Annotated in this window: 22 protein-coding genes; 11 read left to right on the top strand and 11 right to left on the bottom strand. The window is 66.7% G+C overall.

What is annotated here, in order from left to right; translation table 11 throughout:
- Window positions 1-25: 25 nt before the first annotated feature.
- Window positions 26-982 carry a Bug family tripartite tricarboxylate transporter substrate binding protein gene (locus AC5WJ1_RS19065; protein WP_133095329.1) on the top strand — a complete coding sequence of 319 codons (957 nt, stop codon included), beginning with the start codon at window positions 26-28 and terminating at the stop codon, window positions 980-982.
- A gap of 22 nt (window positions 983-1004) precedes the next feature.
- On the opposite strand, the gene AC5WJ1_RS19060 is transcribed toward AC5WJ1_RS19065, so the two are convergent.
- The gene (locus tag AC5WJ1_RS19060; RefSeq protein WP_135703717.1) at window positions 1005-1709 is read right to left on the bottom strand and encodes a Crp/Fnr family transcriptional regulator; all 705 of its coding nucleotides are present in this window, start codon (window positions 1707-1709) and stop codon (window positions 1005-1007) included.
- Window positions 1710-1818: 109 nt separating this feature from the next.
- Between AC5WJ1_RS19060 and AC5WJ1_RS19055 the strand changes: the two genes are divergently transcribed.
- Window positions 1819-2589, top strand: a complete 771-nt coding sequence (locus AC5WJ1_RS19055; protein ID WP_133095327.1) for a class II aldolase/adducin family protein — start codon at window positions 1819-1821, stop codon at window positions 2587-2589.
- A 36-nt stretch (window positions 2590-2625) separates the two neighbouring features.
- The gene (locus AC5WJ1_RS19050) at window positions 2626-3555 is read left to right on the top strand and encodes a 2-hydroxyacid dehydrogenase (RefSeq protein ID WP_135703718.1); all 930 of its coding nucleotides are present in this window, start codon (window positions 2626-2628) and stop codon (window positions 3553-3555) included.
- 19 nt (window positions 3556-3574) lie between these two features.
- Here the strand turns inward: AC5WJ1_RS19050 and AC5WJ1_RS19045 are convergent, their stop codons facing one another.
- The 4 genes from AC5WJ1_RS19045 to AC5WJ1_RS19030 form a co-directional block, all read right to left on the bottom strand.
- Window positions 3575-4198, bottom strand: a complete 624-nt coding sequence (locus AC5WJ1_RS19045) for a hypothetical protein (protein WP_494476887.1) — start codon at window positions 4196-4198, stop codon at window positions 3575-3577.
- 202 nt (window positions 4199-4400) lie between these two features.
- Window positions 4401-5309 carry a DMT family transporter gene (locus AC5WJ1_RS19040; protein ID WP_135703720.1) on the bottom strand — a complete coding sequence of 303 codons (909 nt, stop codon included), beginning with the start codon at window positions 5307-5309 and terminating at the stop codon, window positions 4401-4403.
- Window positions 5310-5381: 72 nt separating this feature from the next.
- Window positions 5382-6389, bottom strand: coding sequence for a Bug family tripartite tricarboxylate transporter substrate binding protein (locus AC5WJ1_RS19035; protein ID WP_494476886.1), 1008 nt, complete (start codon window positions 6387-6389; stop codon window positions 5382-5384).
- Window positions 6390-6413: 24 nt separating this feature from the next.
- On the bottom strand, window positions 6414-7595 hold the full coding sequence (locus AC5WJ1_RS19030; RefSeq protein WP_494476885.1) for a M20 aminoacylase family protein: 1182 nt from the start codon (window positions 7593-7595) through the stop codon (window positions 6414-6416).
- A gap of 148 nt (window positions 7596-7743) precedes the next feature.
- Here AC5WJ1_RS19030 and AC5WJ1_RS19025 point away from each other — a divergent pair, with 148 nt between their 5' ends.
- Window positions 7744-8652: a LysR family transcriptional regulator gene (locus AC5WJ1_RS19025; RefSeq protein WP_133095403.1), complete on the top strand. Its 909-nt coding sequence runs from the start codon at window positions 7744-7746 to the stop codon at window positions 8650-8652.
- Between the two features lie 89 nt (window positions 8653-8741).
- Here the strand turns inward: AC5WJ1_RS19025 and AC5WJ1_RS19020 are convergent, their stop codons facing one another.
- On the bottom strand, window positions 8742-9092 hold the full coding sequence (locus AC5WJ1_RS19020) for a hydroxyquinol 1,2-dioxygenase (RefSeq protein WP_133095321.1): 351 nt from the start codon (window positions 9090-9092) through the stop codon (window positions 8742-8744).
- A 397-nt stretch (window positions 9093-9489) separates the two neighbouring features.
- Between AC5WJ1_RS19020 and AC5WJ1_RS19015 the strand changes: the two genes are divergently transcribed.
- Window positions 9490-10440, top strand: coding sequence for a GlxA family transcriptional regulator (locus tag AC5WJ1_RS19015; protein WP_494476884.1), 951 nt, complete (start codon window positions 9490-9492; stop codon window positions 10438-10440).
- Window positions 10441-10919: 479 nt separating this feature from the next.
- On the opposite strand, the gene AC5WJ1_RS19010 is transcribed toward AC5WJ1_RS19015, so the two are convergent.
- Complete coding sequence (locus AC5WJ1_RS19010) at window positions 10920-12239, bottom strand: MFS transporter (RefSeq protein WP_133095319.1); 1320 nt, start codon at window positions 12237-12239, stop codon at window positions 10920-10922.
- Window positions 12240-12460: 221 nt separating this feature from the next.
- Here AC5WJ1_RS19010 and cyoA point away from each other — a divergent pair, with 221 nt between their 5' ends.
- From cyoA to cyoD, 4 genes are all read left to right on the top strand, one after another.
- On the top strand, window positions 12461-13432 hold the full coding sequence (gene cyoA, locus AC5WJ1_RS19005) for a ubiquinol oxidase subunit II (RefSeq protein WP_434034203.1): 972 nt from the start codon (window positions 12461-12463) through the stop codon (window positions 13430-13432).
- An 82-nt stretch (window positions 13433-13514) separates the two neighbouring features.
- Window positions 13515-15518, top strand: coding sequence for a cytochrome o ubiquinol oxidase subunit I (cyoB, locus tag AC5WJ1_RS19000; RefSeq protein ID WP_494476883.1), 2004 nt, complete (start codon window positions 13515-13517; stop codon window positions 15516-15518).
- Window positions 15511-16167 (top strand): cytochrome o ubiquinol oxidase subunit III, encoded by a 657-nt coding sequence (gene cyoC / locus AC5WJ1_RS18995; protein WP_133095317.1) that lies wholly within the window; start codon window positions 15511-15513, stop codon window positions 16165-16167. The genes cyoB and cyoC overlap by 8 nt, the downstream gene beginning before the upstream one ends.
- Window positions 16164-16589, top strand: coding sequence for a cytochrome o ubiquinol oxidase subunit IV (gene cyoD, locus AC5WJ1_RS18990; protein WP_133095316.1), 426 nt, complete (start codon window positions 16164-16166; stop codon window positions 16587-16589). Before cyoC ends, cyoD begins: the two co-directional genes overlap by 4 nt.
- A gap of 22 nt (window positions 16590-16611) precedes the next feature.
- On the opposite strand, the gene AC5WJ1_RS18985 is transcribed toward cyoD, so the two are convergent.
- Window positions 16612-17259, bottom strand: coding sequence for a TetR family transcriptional regulator (locus AC5WJ1_RS18985; RefSeq protein ID WP_494476882.1), 648 nt, complete (start codon window positions 17257-17259; stop codon window positions 16612-16614).
- Window positions 17260-17436: 177 nt separating this feature from the next.
- On the opposite strand from AC5WJ1_RS18985, the gene AC5WJ1_RS18980 reads away from it, so the two are divergent.
- Window positions 17437-20700 carry a bifunctional cytochrome P450/NADPH--P450 reductase gene (locus AC5WJ1_RS18980; protein ID WP_494476881.1) on the top strand — a complete coding sequence of 1088 codons (3264 nt, stop codon included), beginning with the start codon at window positions 17437-17439 and terminating at the stop codon, window positions 20698-20700.
- A 33-nt stretch (window positions 20701-20733) separates the two neighbouring features.
- Here the strand turns inward: AC5WJ1_RS18980 and AC5WJ1_RS18975 are convergent, their stop codons facing one another.
- Window positions 20734-20922, bottom strand: a complete 189-nt coding sequence (locus AC5WJ1_RS18975) for a hypothetical protein (RefSeq protein ID WP_133095313.1) — start codon at window positions 20920-20922, stop codon at window positions 20734-20736.
- 305 nt (window positions 20923-21227) lie between these two features.
- Here AC5WJ1_RS18975 and AC5WJ1_RS18970 point away from each other — a divergent pair, with 305 nt between their 5' ends.
- A complete protein-coding gene (locus AC5WJ1_RS18970; protein ID WP_133095312.1) occupies window positions 21228-21608 on the top strand; it encodes a VOC family protein in 381 nt (126 codons plus the stop codon).
- Between the two features lie 81 nt (window positions 21609-21689).
- On the opposite strand, the gene AC5WJ1_RS18965 is transcribed toward AC5WJ1_RS18970, so the two are convergent.
- Together AC5WJ1_RS18965 and AC5WJ1_RS18960 are read right to left on the bottom strand one after the other, a co-directional pair.
- On the bottom strand, window positions 21690-22118 hold the full coding sequence (locus AC5WJ1_RS18965; protein ID WP_133095311.1) for a hypothetical protein: 429 nt from the start codon (window positions 22116-22118) through the stop codon (window positions 21690-21692).
- A 193-nt stretch (window positions 22119-22311) separates the two neighbouring features.
- A complete protein-coding gene (locus AC5WJ1_RS18960; RefSeq protein ID WP_133095310.1) occupies window positions 22312-23640 on the bottom strand; it encodes an epoxide hydrolase family protein in 1329 nt (442 codons plus the stop codon).
- Between the last annotated feature and the right edge of the window lie 174 nt (window positions 23641-23814).

The raw sequence follows: 23814 nt of genomic DNA, 5'->3' as shown, positions 1-23814 counted from the left end.
ACACACAGCAAACAGGAGACAACCCATGAAAAAGCTGATCGCATCCCTGCTGCTCGGCGCAGCCATGGCCACCGCGCACGCCGCCTGGCCGGAAAAGCCCGTCACGCTGCTGGTGCCGTTCCCCGCGGGCGGCTCCAGCGACAACGTCGCCCGCATCCTGGGCGCCAAGATGCAGTCGCAGTTCGGCGGCAGCTTCGTGGTCGACAACAAGCCGGGCGCGGCCGGCATGATCGGCGCCGCCATGGTCAAGCGTGCGCCGGCCGACGGCTACACGGTGTTCGTGTCGTCGCTGGGCCCGTTCGTGATCGGGCCGCACCTGACCCGGAACGCCGGCTACGATCCTCTCAAGGACTTCGACTACATCAGCGTGGCGGTGCAGGCGCCCAATGTGCTGGCCGTTCCCGCTAACTCGCCGCACAAGAGCCTGCAGGACGTGATTGCCTACGAGAAGGCCCATCCCAGCAAGATGACCTTCGCCTCTGCCGGCAACGGCACCAGCGACCACCTGACCGCCGAGCTGTTCTGGCAGCAGACCGGCACCGCCGGCCTGCACGTGCCGTACAAGGGCGGCGCGCCCGCGCTGAACGATCTGCTGGGCGGGCAGGTTGATGCCACCTTCATGAACATCAACACCGCGATCCCGCATATCAAGGCGGGCAAGCTGCGCGCGCTGGCCATCACCAGCAGCAAGCGCTCGCCGATCCTGCCTGACGTGCCGACCATGGATGAAGCCGGGGTGAAGGGCGTGACGGTCTACTCGTGGCAGGCCGTGGCGGCGCCGAAGGGGCTGGCGCCGGAGATCAAGGCGAAGCTGCATTCGGCCGTGGTGGCGGCGCTCAACGATCCCGCGGTCAAGCCCAAGCTGCTCGACCTGGGCTTCGAGATCGTCGCCAATACGCCGGAGCAGTTCACGGCGTTCCAGGCGTCGGAGTATGCGCGCTGGAAGAAGGTGATCGAGGTGGGCAAGATCACGGCCGACTGAGCTGAGCTATCCCGGGGCGTGCTCAGCGCCGCGCCAGCCGCTTGAGCGCGCCCGGCTCCAGCAATTCGATCTGCCGGTACTGGCGCCGGATCCAGCCGGCGTCTTCCCATGCCTGCAGGTACTTGGCTACCGTCTGGCGCGAGCGGTTGACCATGTCGCCCAGGTCTTCGGCGCTGATCTGCACGACATGGTCGGTGCGGTCGGCCAGTTCCAGCAGCCGCGCCGCCATGCGCGCATCGACCGGCGCCTGCGCCGCGCTCTCGGCGTGGTCGAAGGCCACGCGCAGCCGCGCGCAGATCTGCTGCACGATCAGGTGCATCCCCTCCGGATGCTGCGCCAGGATCCGGTCGAATGCGCGCCGGTCCAGCACCAGCAACTCGGTATTGCCGACCGCGAAGGCGTCATGCGTGCGCGGCTTGCCGTCGAGCAGCGAGATCTCGCCGAACCAGCGTCCGCGCCCGATCACCGAATACACCGACTCGCGCCCGCCGCTGCTGACGCGGCTCATGCGCACGCGCCCCGACACCACCATGCAGAAGTAAGTCGGCGGATCGCCGCGCGCGAACACCATCTCGCCATCGGCAAAGCGCAGCCGGCGTGCGGCGCCGGCCACGGCGTCGAGCACGCGGGGCGGCGCATTGCGCAGCCAGCCGCTGGCCAGCACGCTGCGCGGCAGCGCCCGCACGGGTTCGATGCGCTTCACTTTGCTGGCCACCTGCTTTCTCATTGCCGTTCCGGTTGAGCCGAGATTGTCCAATACTTAACAGACTTTGGCACGGTGCGCCGCGACAATGCCTGCGTCCAGTCACACACCTCACCCCCGGGAGACCATGCAGATGGCGCAGATCCAGCTCGTCGATTCAGTAAGAGACCGCGTTTCCGACGCGGAATGGCAAATGCGCGTCGACCTTGCCGCGGCCTACCGGCTGGTGGCCCACTTCGGCTGGGACGACCTGATCTTCACGCATATCTCGGCGCGCGTGCCCGATGCGCCGGACCAGTTCCTGATCAATCCGTACGGCATGATGTTCGACGAGATCACGGCGTCGAGCCTGGTCAAGGTCGACCACGAGGGCCAGCCCGTGCTGGAGACGCCGTACGACGTCAACCCGGCCGGCTTCATCATCCACAGCGCCGTTCACGAAGCACGCCCCGAGGTCGGCTGCGTGATGCACACGCATACCTCGCACGGCGTCGCCGTCTCGGCGCAGCAGGCGGGCCTGCTGCCGATCTCGCAGCAATCGATGTTCGCGCTGACCGGGCTGGCCTACCACGACTATGAAGGCGTGGCGCTGCGCGAGGACGAGAAGGCGCGGCTGGTGGCCGACCTCGGCCGCTGCAAGCAGATGATCCTGCGCAACCACGGACTGCTGACGTGCGGGCGCACCGTGTCCGATGCCTTCCTGACCATGTACACGCTGGAGTCGGCCTGCCGCATCCAGATCCTGGCGCAGAGCGGCGGCACGCCGCTGACCATGGTGCCCGAAGCCGCCAGCGCCAACATGGGCCAGCAGGCGCGCCAGGCGACCAAGGGCAAGGGCTCTAACCTGGCCTGGCCCGGCTTGCTGCGCCGCCTGGATCGCATTAACCCCGACTATCGCAACTGAGCCGGCAACTGAGCCGCAACTGAGCCACACCTGACCATGGCCATTCTTGTTCACCTGCCGTCGTTCATGGCGGTCCCCATCACGGCCTTGCTGCGCGAGCAAGCGCCGGACATCACCATCTGGAACGGCCGCGAAGCCGCCGTGCCGGAAGAGGTCGAGGCCATCATCGCCTGGGGCCTGAAGCCGGGCGTGCTGCCCGCATACCCGAAGCTGCGGCTGGTCTGCGCCGCCACCGCCGGCGTCGACAAGCTGCTGGCCGCGCCGGACCTGCCGCAGGACATGCCGGTCACGCGCATCGTCGATCCCGGCCAGCAGACCGGCATCGCCCACTTCGTGCTGGCCATGGCGCTGCGCCATACCCGCGAACTGGGGGTGTATGCCGAGCAGCGGGGCCGCGGCGAATGGAAACGCCATCGCGGGCGCGCGCTGTCGCGCTGCCGCGTGGGCGTGCTTGGGCTGGGCGAGATCGGCAGCGAGGTGGCGCGCATGTTCGCGGCCATCGGCTTCCCGGTGGCGGGCTGGAGCCGCAGCCCCAAGCACCTGCCCGGCGTGGCGGACTTTACCGGCGACGACGGGCTGGACGCCATGCTGGCGCAGACCGATATCCTGGTCTGCACGCTGCCACTGACGCCACAGACCAACGGCATGCTCGACCGCAAGACGCTGTCGCGGCTGCCGCAGGGCGCTTACTTCATCAACGTGGGGCGCGGCGAGCATGTGGTCGAAGCCGACCTGCTCGCGCTGATCGACGAAGGCCACCTTGCCGGCGCGGCGCTGGATGTGTTCGCCAAGGAGCCGCCGGCGGCCGACGACCCGATCTGGACCCACCCGCGCATCGAGGCGACGCCGCATATCGCCGCCGATCCGTCGTACGAGCTGGTCGCGCAGCAGTGCATCGAAAACCTGCGCCGCGCGCGCGACGGGCGGCCGCTGCTGAACCAGGTCGACCGGCGGGCCGGCTACTGAGCGGAGCGCCCGCGTTGCATTACAGCGGCGCGGGCTGCGGCGCTGCCGGCGCTGCCGGTGCAGCCGCAGCGGCCGCAGCGGCCGGCTTGCTGCCGGCACCGCTGTAGGAGAAGTACTTTGCCTTGGCGTTGCGGGCCCAGTAGGCCATGGTGAAGTGCTTGCCGTCACGGCCATACAGCAGTTCCAGGCTGCCATTGGCCGCGGCCCACTCCGCATAGCCGTTCTCCGCCGAGGCTTCGGTCTTGCGCAGCGACGCGTAGCGCGCATCGAGCTTGCCCCGCACGTCTTCCAGCGCCGCACGGTCGAAGGTCATCGTGATCAGCGCCACCGTATCCTGCGCGTCGCAGTTCAGCGTCACGCGTGTCAGGCCGGCGAGGTGGAAGCGCTCCAGGCGCTTGAGCTCCACCGTATCGCCGCCGGCCCATTCGGACTTGCCGGTGCGGGCATGGTTTTCCGCCGGGGCGAGCCGTGCGCATTTCGACTTGCCAAGCTCCAAGCCCAGTGGTGCCGCGGTATTGGAGGCGGCAGCGGTGGTGGTGACGGTAGTCGTGGGGGCGGTGGCCGCTGCCTGCGGGGCGGCATGCGCGGCCAATGCTGCAAACGCGGCCATCAGGGCGGCGCAGTGGGGGAAAGCTTTCTTCATCTTCAGGGGGCTGGACGGATTTGCGTGGCGGGATCGATAGGTCACCGCGGATTCTACGGCTTTCCCGAGCGCGCCTGTAGGCCGGCGGCCTGCAATTAATAGCGCTGTGCGCCCGCCGGCTCGGGCCGCGACAGGCGATGGCGGTGACGGGTATCGATGTGAGGCCCTGGGCAAGCCGCCAGGGCAATCTTCACGCAGCCGCCTACCGCCGCTGCGCCAGCCAGATCCCCGCCCCGATCGCCGCCAGCCCCACCCCGTGATACCAGCGCGGCCAGTCGCCCAGCAGCAGCGTGGACAGCAGCGCCGCGAACACCGGTGTCAGCGTGATGAAAAACACCGGCAGTTGCGCGCCAGCCCTGGCAATGGCGCGGTCCCAGGCGAAGTAGGCGAGCAGCGAAGGAATCGTCGCCACGTAGAGCAGGATCGCGGCGACCTTGCCGTTCCAGGGCAGGGGCTGGTCCTGGGCCATCAGTTCCCATGCCGTCACCGGCGCGCTCGCCAGTACGCCGGCGACGATCTGGGCAAACAGCAGGACCGGCAGCGGTACGTCGGGCCGTTGCTTGCGCAGCAGCCAGGTATAGGCGCTCCAGGCAATGGTGGCGGCCAGCATGTAGAGGTCGCCGGGCACGAGGTCGAGCTGGGCCAACCGTGCCGGCTCGCCGCGCACCAGCACGAAGGACACGCCGACCAGGCACAGCAGCGCGCCCGCCACTTGCAGTGGCTTGACCCGCTCGCGGAAGCACAGGGCGCCAATCACGATCAGGAACAGCGGCGTGGACGCACCGATCAGCGTCACGTTGATCGGCGTCGACGTGGTCAGTGCCAGGTACTGCAGCGCGTTATAGCTGCCGATGGACAGCACGCCCATGGCCATGATGACGCCGGCGTGCCGGCGCAGCGCCGCGCGATGCTCCAGCACACCGCGCCAGGCGAATGGCGCAAGCAGCAGGCCGGCCAGCACCCAGCGTACGGAATTCAGCGTGATCGGCGGCACCGTGCCCGCTGCAAGGCGGCCGACGATGGCGTTGCCCGCCCAGCTCAGCGGCGGGAAAGTCAGCAGGAACAGGGTGGTCCAGTCGATGCGTCCGGAGCCGGCGCGGCTTGCTTGCATGGCGAAGGCGGTGTTGGCGAATCGCGCATTATCCGCCAACACCGGCATGGTCCGCAGCGGCGGGACCGCAAATCAGGCGTTGGTCTTGCGCCCCACGCTGCGGATCAGCTGCGTGACCCGCGTCATGTACTGGTCGAACGCCTGGTTCGCCTGCGCCTGGCTGTCGATGGGCTTGGCGACGGTGCGACCTTCCGCCTCCAGCTTGCCCAGGATATCCGGCTTGACCAGCGCTTCGCCGATCGCCTTGCGCAGCACCGTGACGCGGTCCGCCGGCGTGCCGGCCTTGACGAAATAGCCGCCGCCGATGGTGTATTCGAAGTCGGGGATCTGCTTGCTTTGCGAAATCAGCGGGACGTGCTTCAGCGCCGGCGGCAGCGCCCTGGAGAAGCTGGTCAGGATCCGCAGCCGGCCCTGCTGCTGCATCGCGTCGAAGCTCGACTGGTAGGGCAGGATGGCGAAGTCGACTTCGCCGCCCGCCAGGCCCTGCAGCGCCGGCGCGCCGCCCTTGTACGGCACGTGTAGCAGCGGTGCGCCGAGCCTGGCGGCCAGCGCGTCGCCCATCAGGTGATAGATCGAGTCGATGCCGACGGTCGCATAGGTCAGCGGCTTGGCCTTGCTCTGCTTCGCCAGGTCGAGGAACTTGTCCAGGCTGTCGGCGGCCAGGCCGTTCCTGGCCATCAGCACGATATTGGCATCGCTGATCGGCGCGACCAGCATGAAGTCCTGCGGCTTGTAGCGCGCGGCCGGGTTCAGCAGCGGGGCCAGGAACACTTCATTGATCGAACCGTGGAAGAAGGTGTAGCCATCGGCCGGTGCGGCCAGTACCTTGTTGGCGCCGATCAGGCCGGTGCCGCCGCCGTAGTTCTCGACCACGACCTGCTGTTTGACGCTCTTGCCGATCGATTCGCCGAAGATCCGGGCCGAGGTATCGCTGGCCCCGCCGGCCGGATACGGCACCACCAGCGCCAGCGGTCGGGCGGGAAAGCTTTCAGCGGCAAGCGCGGGTAGTGTGCCCAGTGCCGAGCTGCCGGCGGCACAGCCGGCCAGTTGCAGGAAGCGGCGGCGGTTCAGTGAATGCATGAAGACTCCCGAAAATAGCGATGCTCAAACCAGGTAGCGCTGCGCCAGGTGCGCCCAGAATGCGGCGCCCACGGGCAGGGCCTTGTCATTGAAGTCGTACAGGGGGTTGTGAACCATGCAGCCGCCGTCCTCGCCCAGGCCGTTGCCGAGCCTGATATAGGCGCCGGGCCGCTGTTCCAGCATGTAGGCGAAGTCTTCGCTGCCCATGACCGGCGGGCGCTCGACCACGTTGTCAGCGCCCACCAGCCGGATGGCGGCCTCGCGCGCGTATTCAGTCTGCGCGGCATGGTTGACCAGCACCGGGTACTTGCGTTCGTAGACCACATCGGACTGGAGCTGGTAGCTTTGCGCCTGGGTCGTGACGAATTCGCGGATGCGCGTTTCCACCAGCGTGCGTACCTTGGGATCGAGCGTGCGCACGCCGATCTTGATCGTCGCGCTTTCCGGCACGACGTTGTAGGTGCTGCCGGCCTGGATCGAGCCCACCGTGATGACCGCCGACTTCAGCGCATCGATCTCGCGGCTGACAATCGACTGCAGGCCCAGCACGATGCTGGCCGCGCATTGCATCGGGTCGATGCCGTGGTGCGGCATGGCGCCATGCGCGCCGCGGCCGCGCAGCGTGACCGTGGCGCGGTCGAACGATGCCATCGCCGGGCCGGCGATCACGCCGATCTGGCCGACCGGCATTCCCGGCGAGTTATGCAGCGCGTAGACCTCGTCGCACGGGAAGCGCTCGAACAGGCCATCCTCCAGCATGCGCAGCGCGCCGCCTTCGTTTTCCTCGGCCGGCTGGAAGATCAGGTTCAGCGTGCCGTTGAAATCGACCGACTCGGCCAGGTATTTCGCCGCGCACAGCAGGATCGCCGTATGCCCGTCATGGCCGCACGCGTGCATCTTGCCGGCGATGGTGCTGGCGTAGGCCAGGCCGGTCTGCTCCTGGATCGGCAGTGCGTCCATGTCGGCGCGGATGCCGATGGCCTTGCTGCCGTCGCCCTTGCGCAGGGTGCCGACCACCCCGGTCGTGCCCAGGCCCCGATGCACCGTGTAGCCCCACGCCGCCAGTTGTTCAGCGACCAGGTCGCTGGTGCGTCGCTCCTCGAAGGCGAGTTCGGGATGGGCGTGGATCTGGTGGCGGATCCGGACAAACTCGGGCGCGATGGCCTGGACGGCCTGCCGCAGGCTGGCGGTGGGGGACTGGGTCATGGTTGTCGGCGTACGTGGTCTTTGGCCTATTCTCTCCGCCCTTGGCCGCGGCATCCATGACAATGCTGTGGCAGAAACGTTGTATAAATAGCAACAATCCAAAAACGGCCCGGCATGACCGGGCATGACCACGCAAAGGGGAGCAAAGATGGATGACGTGCTGGACCGCAAGCGGGCGATGTGCCTGCTGCAGATCATTGAAACCGGCACGGTGCGCGGCGCGGCCGAGGTCCTCGAGCTGGACCCCTCGGTGGTAAGCCGCGCCGTGGCCAAGCTGGAGCAGGACACCGGCCTGACGCTGCTGGAGCGGCGCGGGCGCGGCGTGGTCGCCACCGACGCGGGGCGCCTGCTGGCGCTGTTCGCGCGGCGCCAGCAGGATCTGAACGATACCTTCCTGGCCGAGGTCAACAACCTGAAGAACGCCCAGCGCGGCCATGTCGAGCTGGTATTCGGCGAGGGCTTCGTGGACCTCGTGCTGGAGCCGGTGCTGCAAGGCTTCCTGAGCAAGCACCCGGACGTCACCTGCAGCATCCAGGTGGCTGGCACCGACGAAACCGTCCGCCATATCCTGGAAGACCTGGCGCATATCGGCTTCGCCTTCCAACCGCCCGACGACGTGCGGCTGCGCTCGCACTATTCGCGGCTGTCGCCGATCCGCGTGCATGTGCGCAAGGACCATCCGCTCGCGCGGCGCCGGCGCGCGCTGACCCTGGCGGACCTGGCCGCGCACCAGGGCGCGGCGCTGGCGGAATCGTTTGGCGTGCGCAAGCACGTGCAGGCGGCCGAGCTGGACGAGCACATCACGCTGAAGCCGATGCTGGTGACCAACTCATTCAAGGTGCTTTGGGAGTTTGCCGCGATGGGGCTCGGCTACATCCTGACGCCGCGCTCGGTGCCGCTGAAGGGCGCGCAGTTCAGGCAACTGGTGTCGCTGCCGCTGGCCAACCCGATTTTGAACAATAGCCGCATCCATATCATCACGCGGGCGGGCAGGCATCTTTCGCCGGTGGCCGGCAGCATGCTGCGGCACGTGATGAAGGCGTTCCCGCAGATCTGAAGGGGCAGGGCAGGCATCGTTGCATCGGATGCAACGGATAGCCTGCCCTCAGTCATGCACTGGATGTGCGCGCGGCGCATGCCGCGCCCTCACGCGTGCGCACCGTCCAGGTAGGGATCGATCGAGCGCGCCGGATCGGCGGACGGACCGGTGCGGTCCAGGCCAGCAAGGGTGCGTGCGCCGTCGCTGTACGGATCGACGATGCGTGCCCCATCGGCAAACGGGCTGCGAGCGTCTTGCACGCCGCGTGCGCCATCGGTGAACGGGCTGCGAGCGTCCTGCACGCTGCGCGCGCCATCGGCAAACGGGCTACGTGCATCCTGGACGGCGCGTGCGCCTTCGCTGAACGGGTCGCGTGCGCCCGGTGCGGCTTGTGCGCCGGCGGCGGCAGCGGCCAGGGCGATGGCGAAGATGATGCGTTGGGTGAATTGGGTAGCCATGATCGGTTTCCTTTATGTCAGTGGATCTGCCTGGGTTTGCGTACCTGCGCGGCCGGGGCTTTGTCTTTGCCGCCGGCCACGAGAAGCATTAAAGAAGACCGGTGTATCTGCCCTGTAGCGGGTCAAAGGCGATTCTGTCAGGACTCGTATCGATGCTGGCGGCGGATACAAAGCGGTACAAACACGTGCCCGGGATGCCGTTTGCGGGCGGCATTCAGCCGCGTCCACGCCACGCGAGAGTCCGCCGGAAGTGCGCTGCGCGCGGCTTCGAATGGCTGGCAGTCCTGAATTCAGTCGAGAGCGGCGGACCGCCGCGCGCCATCCCGTGATCCGGGGCACAATGGCGTGGCATCAAAACTGAATATGCCACCTTTCCTGCCACTCAAGGACGCCGATCATGCATCACGTAGCGCTCGCCCTGTACCCTGGTTTCCAGGCGATGAACCTGGCGGTGACAACGGTGCTGGAGTTCACCAACCGGACCCTCGGCACGCCGCTGTACCAGGTCCATCTGCTCTCGGAGCATGGCGGACCGGTGATGTGCTCCGGAGGCTTCGCCGTCAGCACCGAGCCATTCGGCAGGCGCCGCTTCGACACCGTGCTGGTGGTCGGCGACAACGACATCACGCCCACGCCGCCGGCGCTGGTCAGGTTCCTGCAGCGTGCGGCGCGTACCTCGCGGCGCATCGGCGCCACCTGCACCGGTGCCTTCAACCTGGCGGAGGCCGGGCTGCTGGATGGCCGCCGTGCCACCACGCACTGGTACTACGCGGAGCAGCTGCGGCGGCGCTTTCCCAACGTGGGCGTGGAAGAGGACCGGATCTTCATCATCGACGGCCCGGTGTGGACGTCGGCCGGCATGTCGGCCTGCATCGACCTGGCGCTGGCGCTGGTGGAGAAAGACGCCGGCGGCGCGGTCGCGCGCGACGTGGCGAAAAAGCTGGTTGTGTACCACCGCCGTGCCGGCGGGCAATCGCAGTTCTCGGCATTGCTCGACCTCGAGCCGCGCTCCGACCGCATCCGTGCCGCACTGGACTTTGCGCGGCAGAACCTGCAAAGCGAACTCTCAGTGGAGCAGCTGGCGGAGGCGGCGCACCTGAGCCCGCGGCAGTTCGCGCGCGCTTTCCGGGACGAGACCGGCCAGACGCCGGCGAAGGCGGTCGAGCACCTGCGCGTCGAGGCAGCAAGGCTGATGATGGAGAGCGGGCGCCATGCCATCGATGTGGTGGCGCGGGATACCGGATTCGGCGACCGCGAGCGCATGCGGCGGGCCTTCCTGCGGGCCTATGGCCAGCCGCCGCAGGCGATCCGGCGCCTGGCGCGCGGCGTCGAGCCGCAGGCTGCGTAGCGCTCGGGCCAGTCGGGCCGGGCGCGTTGACAACTGCGGCCACGGGTGGCTCATGAGCCCGCGCCGCATCCGTCACGCCGGTTGAAACGATTTTGTAATAAGCGCCTCACGCCATTGCACTGGCCCTTGGCGCGCTGGCGGCGCGTCCCCCACGCCGGGGCAGCATACTGCCCGCGCAACGTGAAATAGTGCTTGCGCAGCTACGGCACGCTTGTTGCTGGACAAGGGCAGGTGAGCCATCCGGCCCGTCACCTCGTCCACGTCCCTACGGACATCACCAAGGAGCCGCCATGAATATCGTCTGGCTAGTTGGCGCGGTTGTCATCATCCTCGCGGTGCTCAGCTTCTTCGGCCTGCGCTGATCCAGAGCTGGCAATCGCATGGCGCTGCCGCGGTTAGTTTCACCGCGTGCGCAGCGCCAACGTCTTCATTTCTTTTTCTTCCTTTTGTCCAGATGGGCGCGTACCGGGCGCGTCCCCTTACAGCTCCGGCGTCCCCAGCGCCCGGCTGATGCGCAGTGCCGCAAGCGTGCTGATCACGCCAGACAGCAGGTACAGGCTGACCGCCACCAGCCCGAACAGCGACGACAGCCCCAGCGCCACCAGCGGCGCAAACGCCGCGCCGAACAACCAGCCGAAATCCGTGGTCAGAGCGGCCCCCGTGTAGCGGAAGCGGGGTTCGAAGTTGGAAGTCACCACGCCCGCCGCCTGCCCGTACGACAGCCCCAGCAGGCCGAATCCGACCAGGATGAAAATATTCTGGCCAGTGGCGCCGCCACCCAGCAGCCACGGCGTGACCAGGCTGAAAACACCGATCAGCACCGCCATCGTCGCCAGCGTCGTGCGGCGGCCGATGCGGTCCGCCAGCCAGCCCGAGATCAGCGTGCCGATAAACGCGATAAAGCCGCCCGCGATCTGCACCGCCAGCACCGCGGAAATCGTCTGCTCCTGGTGCAGCACCGCCCACGACAGCGGGAACACCGTGACCAGGTGGAACAGCGCATAGCTGGCCAGCGCCGCGAACGCGCCCAGGAAGATGTTGAAGCCCTGGGCATTGACCATCTGCAGCGTGCTGATCGGCTCCAGTTCGTCTTCTTCCAGCAAACGCGTGTATTCGTGCGTGACCACCAGCCGCAGCCGCGCGAACAGCGCCACCACATTGATGGCGAAGGCCACGTAGAACGGATAGCGCCAGCCCCATTCGATAAACTCCTGCGGGGTCAGGCTGGTATGCAGGAACAGGAACAGCGCGCCGGCGATGATAAAGCCGGAGGGCGCGCCAAGCTGGCCCACCATTGCATACCAGCCGCGCTTGTCTTCCGGCGCGTTCAGCGCCAGCAGCGACGGCAGGCCGTCCCATGAACCGCCGAAGGCGATGCCCTGCAGGAAGCGGAACAGTGCCAGCAGGTAGATCGACGCGGCCCCGATCGATGCGTACGACGGCAGGAACGCAATGCCCACCGTGGCGGTGCCAAGCAGGAACAGCGATGCGGTCAGCTTGATGCCGCGCCCCCAGCGCCGCTGGATGCGCATGAACAGGGCCGTGCCGAACGGCCGCCCGATGAACGCGAAGGAAAAGATCGTGAAGCTGTACAGCAGCCCGGCCAGCTCGCTCGCGAACGGAAAGTAGACCGCCGGGAAGACAAGCACGGAAGCAATGCCGTAGACGAAGAAATCGAAGTACTCCGACGCCCGCCCGATCACCACGCCAGTGGCGATTTCGGCAGGTGCCACATCATGGTGGCCGGGGGCCGGAGGTGCAGTCGGCGACGCTCGGTGCTGGTGGGTCAGGCTGGCCATCGTCAGTCTCCTCTCGACAGGAGTGCTTCGATACTGCACTTAAACTCGCACAGTCACAAGAATAGCGCCTAAACTGCCATAGAAAATCGAAAGGTGGATTCATCGGTGCATACCGATATTCCTCAGACGCCACTTCTGTGACTATGGGCCACTTCGACACTGCAGTCCCGCATTCCCGTGTACCGAGAAGACTACTGCAAGGATGTGGCGCGGTAGTCATCATGGCGTGCTTGTCCGGCTGTGATGCAGTGCTGCTTTCGCCATCCGGCGACATGGCCTTGCGGCAGCGCGACCTGATCATCATCGCCACCTGCCTGATGCTGCTGATCATCGTGCCGGTGATCATCCTCACGCTGGCATTCGCGTGGCGCTACCGTGAAAGCGCGACCGACGCGCCCTACAACCCGGACTGGGACCATTCCACGGTATTGGAACTGGCGATCTGGGCCGCGCCGCTGCTGATCATCATCGCGCTCGGCGCGGTGACCTGGGTCAGCACCCACCAGCTCGATCCCTACCGACCGCTCACGCGCATCGACGCCAACCGGCCCGTGACCGCAGACGTCAAGCCGCTGCCGGTGCAGGTGGTGGCGATGGACTGGAAATGGCTGTTCCTGTATCCGGAGCAGGGCATCGCCACGGTCAACGAGGTCGCGGCACCGGTGGACCGGCCCATTGCCTTCCACATCACCGCCACCTCGGTGATGAATGCATTCTTCGTGCCGTCGCTGGCCGGCATGGTCTACGCCATGCCCGGCATGGAAACCAAGCTGCACGCCGTGATCAACAAGCCCGGCGAATACGAGGGCATGTCGGCCAACTACAGCGGCGAGGGTTTCACCAACATGCGCTTCAAGTTCCACGGGCTGTCGAACGAAGATTTCGACCGCTGGATCCAGCAGGTCAAGTCCTCGGGCCAGGGCTTGTCGACGGATGCCTACCTGCAGCTCGCGCAGCCCAGCGAGCGCGTGCCAGTGCAGCGCTACGCCAGCGTGGCGCCCGGCCTCTATGACCTGATCCTGAACCGCTGCGTGAGCGGCGGCCGGTGCTTGGCCGACACCATGGCACTCGACCGCAGCCGCGGCAAGTTCGACCCGTCACGCGAGATCTGCACCGCGAGCAACACCCAGGCGGTTGCGCCTGCGTTCGCGGACGGCACTGCACGCAACGAGGGCCGGCTGCTGCTGCAGTAAGGCGCGGATCCCCTTTTCTCCCAGCGGTACTGGCCAGCTACCATCGGCCACGGTTGGTTACTTCAGGCCCCAGGTGACAAACATGCCCGAGCGCTCGGAACTCGCCAATTTGATCTTCGGACGGCTGACGTGGGAAGCCATCCCGCTGCATGAGCCCATCCTGATCGGCACCTTTGCTGTGGTGGTGCTGGGCGGGCTGGTGCTGGTCGGCGCGGTGACCAAGTACGGCCTGTGGGGCTATCTCTGGCGCGAGTGGTTCACCAGCATCGACCACAAGAAGATCGGGATCATGTACGTGATCCTGGGCATCATCATGCTGCTGCGGGGGTTTGCCGACGCGGTCATGATGCGCATCCAGCAGGCCATCGCCTTCGGCGACAACGCGGGCTACCTGCCGCCGCACCACTACGACCAGATCTTTACCGCGCACGGCGTGATCATGATCTTCTTCGTGGCCATGCCGCTGGTCACGGGGCTGATGAATTTTGTCATGCCGCTGCAGATCGGCGCGCGCGACGTCGCGTTTCCGTTCCTCAACAACTTCAGCTTCTGGATGACCACGGGCGGCGCCATCCTGGTGATGATGTCGCTGTTCCTCGGCGAGTTCGCGCGCACCGGCTGGCTGGCGTATCCGCCGCTGTCCGGCATCATCCACAGTCCGGATGTCGGCGTCGACTACTACATATGGTCGTTGCAGGTGGCCGGGGTCGGGACATTGCTATCCGGCATCAACCTGCTGGTGACTATCGTCAAGATGCGCGCGCCAGGCATGACGCTGATGCGCATGCCGATCTTCACCTGGACCGCGCTGTGCACCAACGTGCTGATCATCGCCGCTTTCCCGGTGCTGACCGCCGCGCTGGCGCTGCTGTCGCTCGACCGCTACGTCGGCACCAACTTCTTCACCGCCGACCAGGGCGGCAGCGCGATGCTGTACGTCAACCTGATCTGGATCTGGGGCCACCCCGAGGTCTACATCCTGGTGCTGCCGGTGTTCGGCATCTTCTCCGAAGTGGTCGCCACGTTCTGCCGCAAGCGCCTGTTCGGCTATGCGTCGATGGTCTACGCCACGGTGGTGATCACGGTGCTGTCCTACCTGGTGTGGCTGCACCACTTCTTTACCATGGGGTCGGGCGCGAGCGTCAATTCGTTCTTCGGGATCACGACGATGATCATCTCGATCCCGACCGGCGCCAAGATCTTCAACTGGCTGTTCACGATGTACCACGGCAAGATCCGCTTCGAGGCGCCGATGCTGTGGACCATCGGCTTCATGGTCACCTTTGTCATTGGCGGCATGACCGGGGTCTTGCTGGCGGTGCCGCCGGCGGACTTCTCGCTGCACAACAGCCTGTTCCTGATCGCCCACTTTCACAACGTGATCATCGGCGGCGTGGTGTTCGGGCTGATGGCCGGCATCCACTACTGGTTCCCCAAGGCATTCGGCTATCGCCTGGTCTCGTCCTGGGGCAAGGCCTCGTTCTGGTTCTGGCTGACCGGCTTCTACTTTGCCTTCATGCCGCTGTACTGGCTGGGGCTGCTTGGCGTGACGCGCCGGATGAACCGTTTCGACGATCCGTCGCTGCAGATCTGGTTCCAGGTCGCCGCCTTCGGCGCCGCGCTGGTTGCCATCGGCATCGCCTGCTTCATCATCCAGCTGGTGGTCAGCTTCGTGCGCCGCGAGGAGCTGCGCGACCTGACCGGCGACCCGTGGAACGGCCGCACGCTGGAGTGGTCCACCTCGTCGCCGCCGCCGCAATACAACTTTGCCTTCACGCCGGTGGTGCACGATACCGATGCCTGGTGGCACATGAAGCAGAACGGCTACCAGCGGCCGCTGCAGGGCTTCAACCCCATCCACATGCCGAAGAACACCGCGGCCGGCATCGTGCTGGCGGGGCTGTCCACGCTGTGCGGCTTCGCGCTGATCTGGCACATCTGGTGGCTGGTGGTGGCGTCGTTCGCGGCGATCATCATCGGCGCGATCATCCATACCTTCAACTACAAGCGCGACTACTACATTCCGGCCGAGCAGGTGGTCGGGACCGAATCGGCGCGCACACAACTGATGGCTGGCCATGGCTGAGACCACCTATCCCCAGTACGTGAGCGGCACCTCCGCGGCGGATGACATGCCACCGGGGGGCTTCACCTTCCACCTGACCGAAGAGCACCACCCGCAGAACGGCACGCTGCTCGGGTTCTGGCTCTACCTGATGAGCGACTGCCTGGTCTTTGCGTGCCTGTTCGCGGGGTATGGCGTGCTGGGCCGCGAATACGCGGGCGGGCCGACCGGGGCCGAGCTGTTCGAGCTGCCGCTGGTGGCGCTGAACACCACCTTCCTGCTGTTGTCGTCGATCACCTATGGCTTTGCCATGCTGCAGGTGCAGCAGAACCGGATCGCCGGCACGCAGATCTGGCTGGCGATCACCGGCGTCTTCGGCGCGGCCTTCCTGGCGGTCGAGCTGTATGAGTTCGCGCACCTGATCCACCAGGGCGCCGGCCCGCAGCGCAGTGCGTTCCTGACCTCGTTCTTCGCGCTGGTCGGCACGCACGGGCTGCACGTGACCTTCGGGATCATCTGGCTGGTCGTGCTGATGACGCAGGTGGCGCGGCACGGGCTGATCACCGCCAACAAGCGCAGGCTGATGTGCCTGTCGATGTTCTGGCACTTCCTGGACGTCGTGTGGATCGGCGTCTTTACCTTCGTCTACCTGATGGGGGCCCTGCCATGAGCGCGCACGACGAGACGCTGGACGGCCACGGGCATGGCCACGAGCACGAGGAAGACGTGGGGCCGCACGCCACGCTGGGCGGCTACCTGACCGGCTTCGTGCTGTCGGTCTTCCTGACCGCGATACCGTTCTGGCTGGTGATGGGCGGAGTGTTCGAAAAATCCCGCACCACGGCCATCGTCATCCTGTTGATCGGTGCAGTGCAGATCGTGGTCCACATGATCTACTTCCTGCACATGAACGCCAAATCGGAAGGCGGATGGAACATGCTGTCGCTGATGTTCACGCTGACGCTGGTGGTGATCACGCTGACCGGGTCACTGTGGGTGATGTTCCACCTGAACAGCAACATGATGCCCAAGATGCATCACGAGCGCACCGTGGAGCCCGGTGCGACCATCGTGCCGCCCAAGACCCCGTAGCCCCCGTAGTCCCGCTTGCAAACTAATGGGCCGCTGCCTTCTGTGCGCGGCCTTGCGTATGCGGCTTCGCCGCGTGGGCTCCCGCTGCCCCGACCAGCAGCCAGCAGCACAGCTGCACCGAACGCTCCATCAGCCGGCGGCGCCCGGCGCTGTCGGCTTCGATGTAGTCGACGCACTGGTGGAACAGGTGGGGCACGACATAGGCGCAGAATTCATCGACGAGCGGTCGCGAGAGCTGCGGACAGAGTTCGAGCCGCTCGATGTCGTCGGCCATCTCGGCGGCGATGTCGTGCAGCACCGCGCGGATTGCCGCACGTAGCGCCGGCTGCGGGCCGGTGATGCCGCAGACGCCAACCACGAACGCATCGGGGTGACGCCGGGCATACAGGAACAGCGCCTCGCACGCGCGGCTGGCCACCTCGTTGGGGTTGTCGCGCGCCGCGGCCCAGCGCACCGAGCGCAGCATCGGGCGCAACTCGGCGCTGGCCTCGGCCACTGCAGTCAGCGCCAGGTCTTCCATGTCGTGGAAATGCCGGTAGAAGGTATTGGGGTTGAGGTCGGCTTCGCGCGCGATTTCGCGCAGCTTCAGGGCCGCGAAGCTGCGCTTGGCGGCGGCCAGCTTCAGCGCGGCGTCGATCAGGCGGCGTTTGCCGTCGGCAATGGCTTCCATGCGGATTAGTAGTGATGCTCGGTTTTTGGTCGACACGCTGCGTTGACACGGTGTCTACGCTTGTCTACCCTTCGCCGGGTGTAGACAGTTGTCTACGTTAGACGAAGTGGCGGCAGATGGCAATCGCCCCGCCGGCCCCCGGACCTCACTACAAATAGCGCAGATCGCCCCCGAGTCATGCCGCAGCCTACCGTGTCACCGGGCACCGAAGCCCTTGCCCAGCCAGCGCATCCCGCCGCCCCGACCGCGCCCGAGCCGATCCCGCGCGATCCCGGCTGGCCCCTGGTCGGCAACCTGCTGCAGATCAAGCCGGGCACGGTGGGGCAGCACCTGCTGGCGCGCAGCCGCCACCATGACGGCATCTTCGAACTGGACTTCGCCGGACGGTGCGTGCCGTTCGTGACGTCGGTCGCGCTGGCGGCCGAGGTGTGCGATGCGGCGCGTTTCCGCAAATACATCGGCCCGCCGCTGTCCTACCTGCGCGGCATGGCCGGCGACGGCCTGTTCACCGCGCACACCGACGAGGCCAACTGGGGCAAGGCGCACCGCATCCTGATGCCGGCGTTCAGCCAGCGCGCGATGAAGGGGTATTTCGAGGTGATGCTGCGCGTGGCCAACCGGCTGGTCGACAAATGGGGCCGGCAGGGCCCCGACGCTGATATCGCCGTGGCCGACGACATGACGCGGCTGACGCTCGACACCATCGCGCTGTCCGGCTTCGGCTATGACTTCGACTCGTTCGCCAGTGCGCAACTGCACCCGTTTATCGAGGCCATGGTCGGCGCGCTGGGAGAGGCGATGTCCAGGCTCACGCGCCTTGGCCTGCAGGACCGCTTCATGCACGCGGCGCACCGCAAGTTCGACGAAGACACGCGCTTCATGCGCGAACTGGTCGACGACGTGATCAGGCGCCGCCGCGCCGCCGACGAAGGCGGGCGGCAGGGCACCGCCATGGACCTGCTCGGGCTGATGCTCGAAGCACGCGATCCCGACACCGACCAGCGCCTGGACGACGAGAACATCCGCAACCAGGTCATCACCTTCCTGATCGCCGGCCATGAGACCACCAGCGGGCTGCTGACTTTCGCGCTGTACGAGCTGCTGCGCAATCCCGGCGTGATGGCGCAGGCGTATGCCGAGGTGGATGCGGTATTGCCCGGCGACGCTGCGCCGGTGTATGCCGACCTGGCGCGGTTGCCGGTGCTCGACCGCGTGCTCAAGGAAACGCTGCGCCTGTGGCCCACCGCGCCCGCCTTCGCCGTCGCGCCGTACGCGGACACGCTGCTCGGCGGCCGCTACCTGATCCGCAAGGACCGCCGCGTGTCCGTCGTGCTGACCGCGCTGCACCGCGACCCCAGGGTCTGGGCCGATCCCGAACGCTTCGACATCGACCGCTTCCTGCCCGATAACGAAGCCAGGCTGCCGCGCCACGCCTACATGCCGTTCGGCAATGGCGAGCGCGCCTGCATCGGCCGCCAGTTCGCGCTGACCGAGGCCAAGCTGGCGCTGGCGCTGATGCTGCGCAATTTCCAGTTCACCGATGCGCACGACTACCAGTTCCGCATCAAGGAAACGCTGACGATCAAGCCTGACGGCTTCACCGTGCGCGCGCGACGGCGCCGGCCGCACGAGCGCATCGTCGGGATGCCGGTCGCCGGGGCAGAGCAGGCGCCGCCGGCTGGCGCGGAAGTGCGAGGCGCGGGACGGGCGCTTGCGGTGCTGTGCGGATCCAGCCTGGGCACCGCGCGCGAACTGGCCGAGCAGGTCCACGCCGGCGCGCTTGCAGCGGGCTTCGACGCCACCTTGCGCGACCTCGACGAGATTGCCGATGCGTTGCCGGCCAGCGGCCTGGCCGTCATCGTTGCCGCCACCTACAACGGCCGTGCGCCGGACTCGGCGCGCCGCTTCGAGGACCTGCTCAACAGCGGCGCAGCCAGCGACTACCGCGCACCGGACCTGCGCGTTGCGGTGCTGGGCTGCGGCAATTCGCAATGGCCTACGTACCAGGCCTTCCCGCGCCGGGTATTCGAATTCTTCGCCAGCGCCGGCGCCACGCCACTGCTGCCGCGTGGCGAGGCCGATGGCAACGGCGACTTCGATCAGGCCGCGGAACGCTGGCTGGCGTTGCTGTGGCAGGCGCTGCAGGGCGGCGACGCCGCCAGCGCCTTGCCGCAAGTGCCAGCAGTGCAGGTACAGCTGCGCGGCGTGGCTGAGATCCGCGCGACGACGCTGCCGCCCAATGCGCAGGGCTTCACTGTGCTATCGAACACCGAACTGGTGAACGATCCCGACGGCCTGTGGGACTTCGCGCGCGAGGCGCCGCGGACATCCACGCGCGACATCCGGCTGCGCTTGCCGGAAGGCGTGCGCTACCACACCGGCGACCACCTGGCCGTCTATCCGCAGAACCAGCCTGAAACTGTCACGGCGATTTGCGAGCGGATCGATGTCGACCCGGACGCCATCGTCACCTTGTCCGCCGCGCCAGGGGCGGCGCGCGGGCTGCCGGTTGGCGAGGCGCTCTCCGCGCGGCAGCTGCTGACGCATTTCGTGGAGCTGCAGGACGTGGTGTCGCGCCAGACGCTGCGCAGCCTCGCCCAGGCAACGCCTTGCCCGTTCACGCGGCAGTCGCTGCAGCAGCTTGCCTCGGACGATGAAGCGGCTGGCTATGCCGCACAGGTGGTGCAGCGCAGGCTGGGCCTGGGCGACATCCTCGACCGGTTCCCTGCGATCGGACTGGACTTGGCCGGCCTGCTCGCCTGCACGGTGCCGATGCGGCCACGGTTCTACTCCATCGCGTCGTCGCCGCTGGTCTCGCCGGATGTGGCCACCATCACCGTCGGCACGGTCTGCGCGCCGGCGCTGTCTGGCCGTGGCCTGTTCCGTGGCGTCGCGTCCACCTGGTTGCAGGGCCTGGCGCCGGGCGCGGTGGTAGCGGGCGCGATCCGCACGCCCCATCCGCCGTTCGCACCCGAAGCGCCGGACGTACCGATGATCCTGGTCGGGCCCGGGACGGGCATCGCGCCGTTCCGTGGCTTCCTGGAGGAACGCGCGGCGCAGCAGGCCGCGGGGGAGGCGGTGAGGCCGGTGCAGCTGTACTACGGCTGCCGGCACCCTGCGCACGACTGGCTGTACCGTGACGACGTCGCGCGCTGGCAAGAGCAGGGCGTGGCCGAAGTCCATGCGGCGTATTCGGTCGTCGATGGCGCACCGTGCTTCGTGCAGGATTTGCTCTGGCAGCGGCAGGCGGACGTCTGGGCGCAGCTGAACGCAGGCGCTGTGTTCTATGTTTGCGGCGACGGCCGGCACATGGCGCCGGCGGTCAGGCAAACGCTGATCCGGATCGCCGCGGAGCAGGGCGGGATGACGGAAGCGGCGGCTTCGGACTGGCTCGCGGCGCTGGTTGCGGCGGGGCGTTATCGGCAGGACGTGTTCAACTGACCAGCGTACGTACCCGCCCCCGGGCGAAAGCCGTCAGATCACAGGGACATGCAACTGGCCATCGGTGCCAAGCACACGGCCATCCGGCGTCGCCGGCAGATGGGTGAGCTCGAACGCCAGGATCTGCGGCGGCGTGCGATAGATGCCGCCGTGAATCGAAGACATGGCGCTGGTGTCGAGGGTGCGGTAACCGGCAAGGTCGCGGATGATCAGGGTACTCATGGCAGTTCTCCCAAGGATTGGCGAGCGGGGCGCTCTGACCGGGAATCGCAATCATCGTGCCTGTCGGGGGTTGGCGCAGCTTTCAACATGCCAGCGGCTCGGGGGTGATGCTGACGGCGCGCGCATCCCATGCGGTGTTGGGTGGCGCCGTACACTGGTGCGATCAGGGATGGGCGGAGTACCAACACCGGCGTGTTCGCTCCCCGTCTCCGGCACGGCCAGCAAGCGGGCGCCCTGGCCGGCACTGAGTCCCTGGATGGAAGGGTTAGAATCCTCGCGCAGGCCTACAGACCTCAGGAGAACTCATGTTTGACCACGTCAAGTTCGGCGTCAGCGACTATGCAGCGAGCAAGGCGTTCTTCCTCAAGGCACTAGAACCGCTCGGTGTTGCTGTGGTCTCGGAGGGGGTGCCAACGTATGGTGTCGAGCTTAGCTCGAAGCGCAAGGCCTCATTGTGCCTGTTCCAGACCGAGGAGAAGCCCGCGCATCTTCACCTGGCATTCACGGCCGAGAATCGCCAGCAGGTCGATGCTTTCTATCGCGCGGCGCTGGAGGCGGGCGGCAAGGACAATGGAGCGCCTGGTCTGCGCCCGCACTACCACGCGAACTACTATGCAGCGTTTGTCATTGGCCCGGACGGGCACAACATCGAAGTGGTTTGCCAGGAGCCCGGAGCGCTGACGTAGCTTATCCCGCAGAGCCCGCGGGATGAGCAGGACTGCGATGGGTGAGAAGCCCGCTTCCGCTCTGTCGAAACTTCTGCCCGATCACCCGCGCATCCGCAACAGGTCGCCGTAGGAGACCAGCTTGCGTTTCTCATTGGAAAGCGTCTTTCGCTTGTTCGTCGGGCGGGCTGGCTGGCCGCGCTCGAACTTGGCGGCGGCACGCGCGTCCTCGCGCGCGAACGCCTGCGCGGTCCTGGTTTCCGCCTTCAGGCGTTCGGCTTCCAGCCGCGCGGCTGCGCGCTCTTCGCGGGCAATATCCTGCACGGCCGACATGATTTCGGCTCTCAGCAGTTCGCGCCTCTTCCTTGCGGCGGCGCGGGCAGCCTGCAATTGCTCTTTCCTCTGGCGCAGCCAGTCCCTCCGGTTGACCGGCGCGGGCCTGGCCTCTGGCGGCACGCTCAGGCGCAAGGCCCTGCTGGTTGAAACCTTCTCGGCCAGCGTGCGTTGCGTTTCCCGCTTCGCATCACTCACGCTGCATCACTCTCCCGGCACCAAACAAATGCGCCCCATACATCACCAGTCGAAGTCCGTGAAATCATGCTGCCAACCTTACCATAGGACTCCATCCCGGGCCTGATGGCTGCCAGAAGCCAGTCCGTGCCGGGACAGTCACAGGCTGCATAAATGCAGTACAGGACCAGTTCACGACACGGCCTATCCCGATCTATTGGGCTGTCTGGCGCAACGGCCGGAATGCCGACCTGACCTCCGCACTGAACAACTCCGGCTCTTCCCAGGCCGCAAAGTGACCGCCCCTGGCGACCTGGTTGTAATAGACCAGGTTGGGATACGCCCGCGCCAGCCAGGCCTTCGGTGGCCGGTAGACCTCGCCGGGAAAGACTGTCACTGCCGCCGGAACGGTAACGGGGCCGGTCCTTGCCGGTGTGTTGCTCGTTTCCCAGTAGATCCGTGCGCTGGATTCGCCGGTGTTCGTCAGCCAGTAGAGCGAGATATTGTCGAGGATCGCGTCACGGCCCAGCGCCCGTTCGGGATCGCCGCGCGTGTAGACCCAGTCGGCCAGCTTGTCATAGATCCAGGCCGCCAGCCCCACCGGCGAATCGGCCAGGCCAATGCCGATGGTCTGCGGACGCGTCTGCATCAGGGCGGCGTAGCCGAATCCCTTGTTCAGGAAATCCCTGGCCTCGTCGAACACCTGCTTTTCCCCGGCGCTCAGGTTAGAGGGTGCGGGCTCGCCGGTCTTCAGCGCCATGGCGAGCGCGGGCGGCAGCGTCGTGCCGCGTTCGATTCGGTTGACGTGGATGCCGAGCAGCCCTTCGGGCGCGGCGCGGCCAAGTGCGTCGGAGATGATCGCGCCCCAGTCGCCGCCTTGCGACAAGTAACGCGCATAGCCAAGCCGCTTCATCAGCACGTCCCACGCGCGGGCGATGCGGTCCGCATTCCAGCCGGTGTCCTTGGGCTTCTGTGAAAAGCCGAAGCCCGGCAGCGATGGGATCACGAGATGGAACGCATCGGCCGCGCTGCCGCCGTAAGCGGTCGGATCCGTCAACGGGCGGATGCTGTCGAGCAGTTCGAACACGGAGCCGGGCCAGCCGTGCGTCATGACCAGAGGCAGCGCGTTCTCATGGCGCGAGCGAACATGGATGAAGTGGATGTCCACACCGTCTATGTTCGTCACGAACTGGGGCCAGGCATTCAGCCTTGCCTCGGCCTTGCGCCAGTCATGCCCCGTGGCCCAGTAGCGCACGAGCGGCCGCAGCTTGTCGACTTGCACGCCCTGGGACCGGTCCGCGACGGTTTCCGGATCGGACCACCGCGTCGCCATCAGGCGGCGGCGCAGATCGTCCAGCGCCGGCTGCGGAATGCGTGCGCGGAACGGGCGGATCGCATCCGACGCCACGGCGCGCGCTGGCGCGGGCTGCGCGGCGAAAGCCAGGCGTGACGAAAACAGCGAGAGCGCCGCACTTGCCACGCCGCCCAGCAATAGGGACCGGCGCGACGGGTCGGTGGCGTTATTCGACGATTTGGCGTTCATGGAATGCTCTTTCATTGCGCGTTCGTCGGGCGGGACGGCTTGGCGGGTACCAGCAGCGCTCGATATCGGTATGGGGCTGCGTGTTCAGCATGGGCAGGCTGCCGCCGGCAATTGGCAGGGCGGAAAAGTCGGGACATGTTCATGAGGCAGGTTTGGAACAGGATGGTCCAGAGT

Source organism: Cupriavidus sp. MEYA8, assembly GCF_059278825.1.
This window is presented reverse-complemented; position numbering and strand designations above follow the sequence as displayed.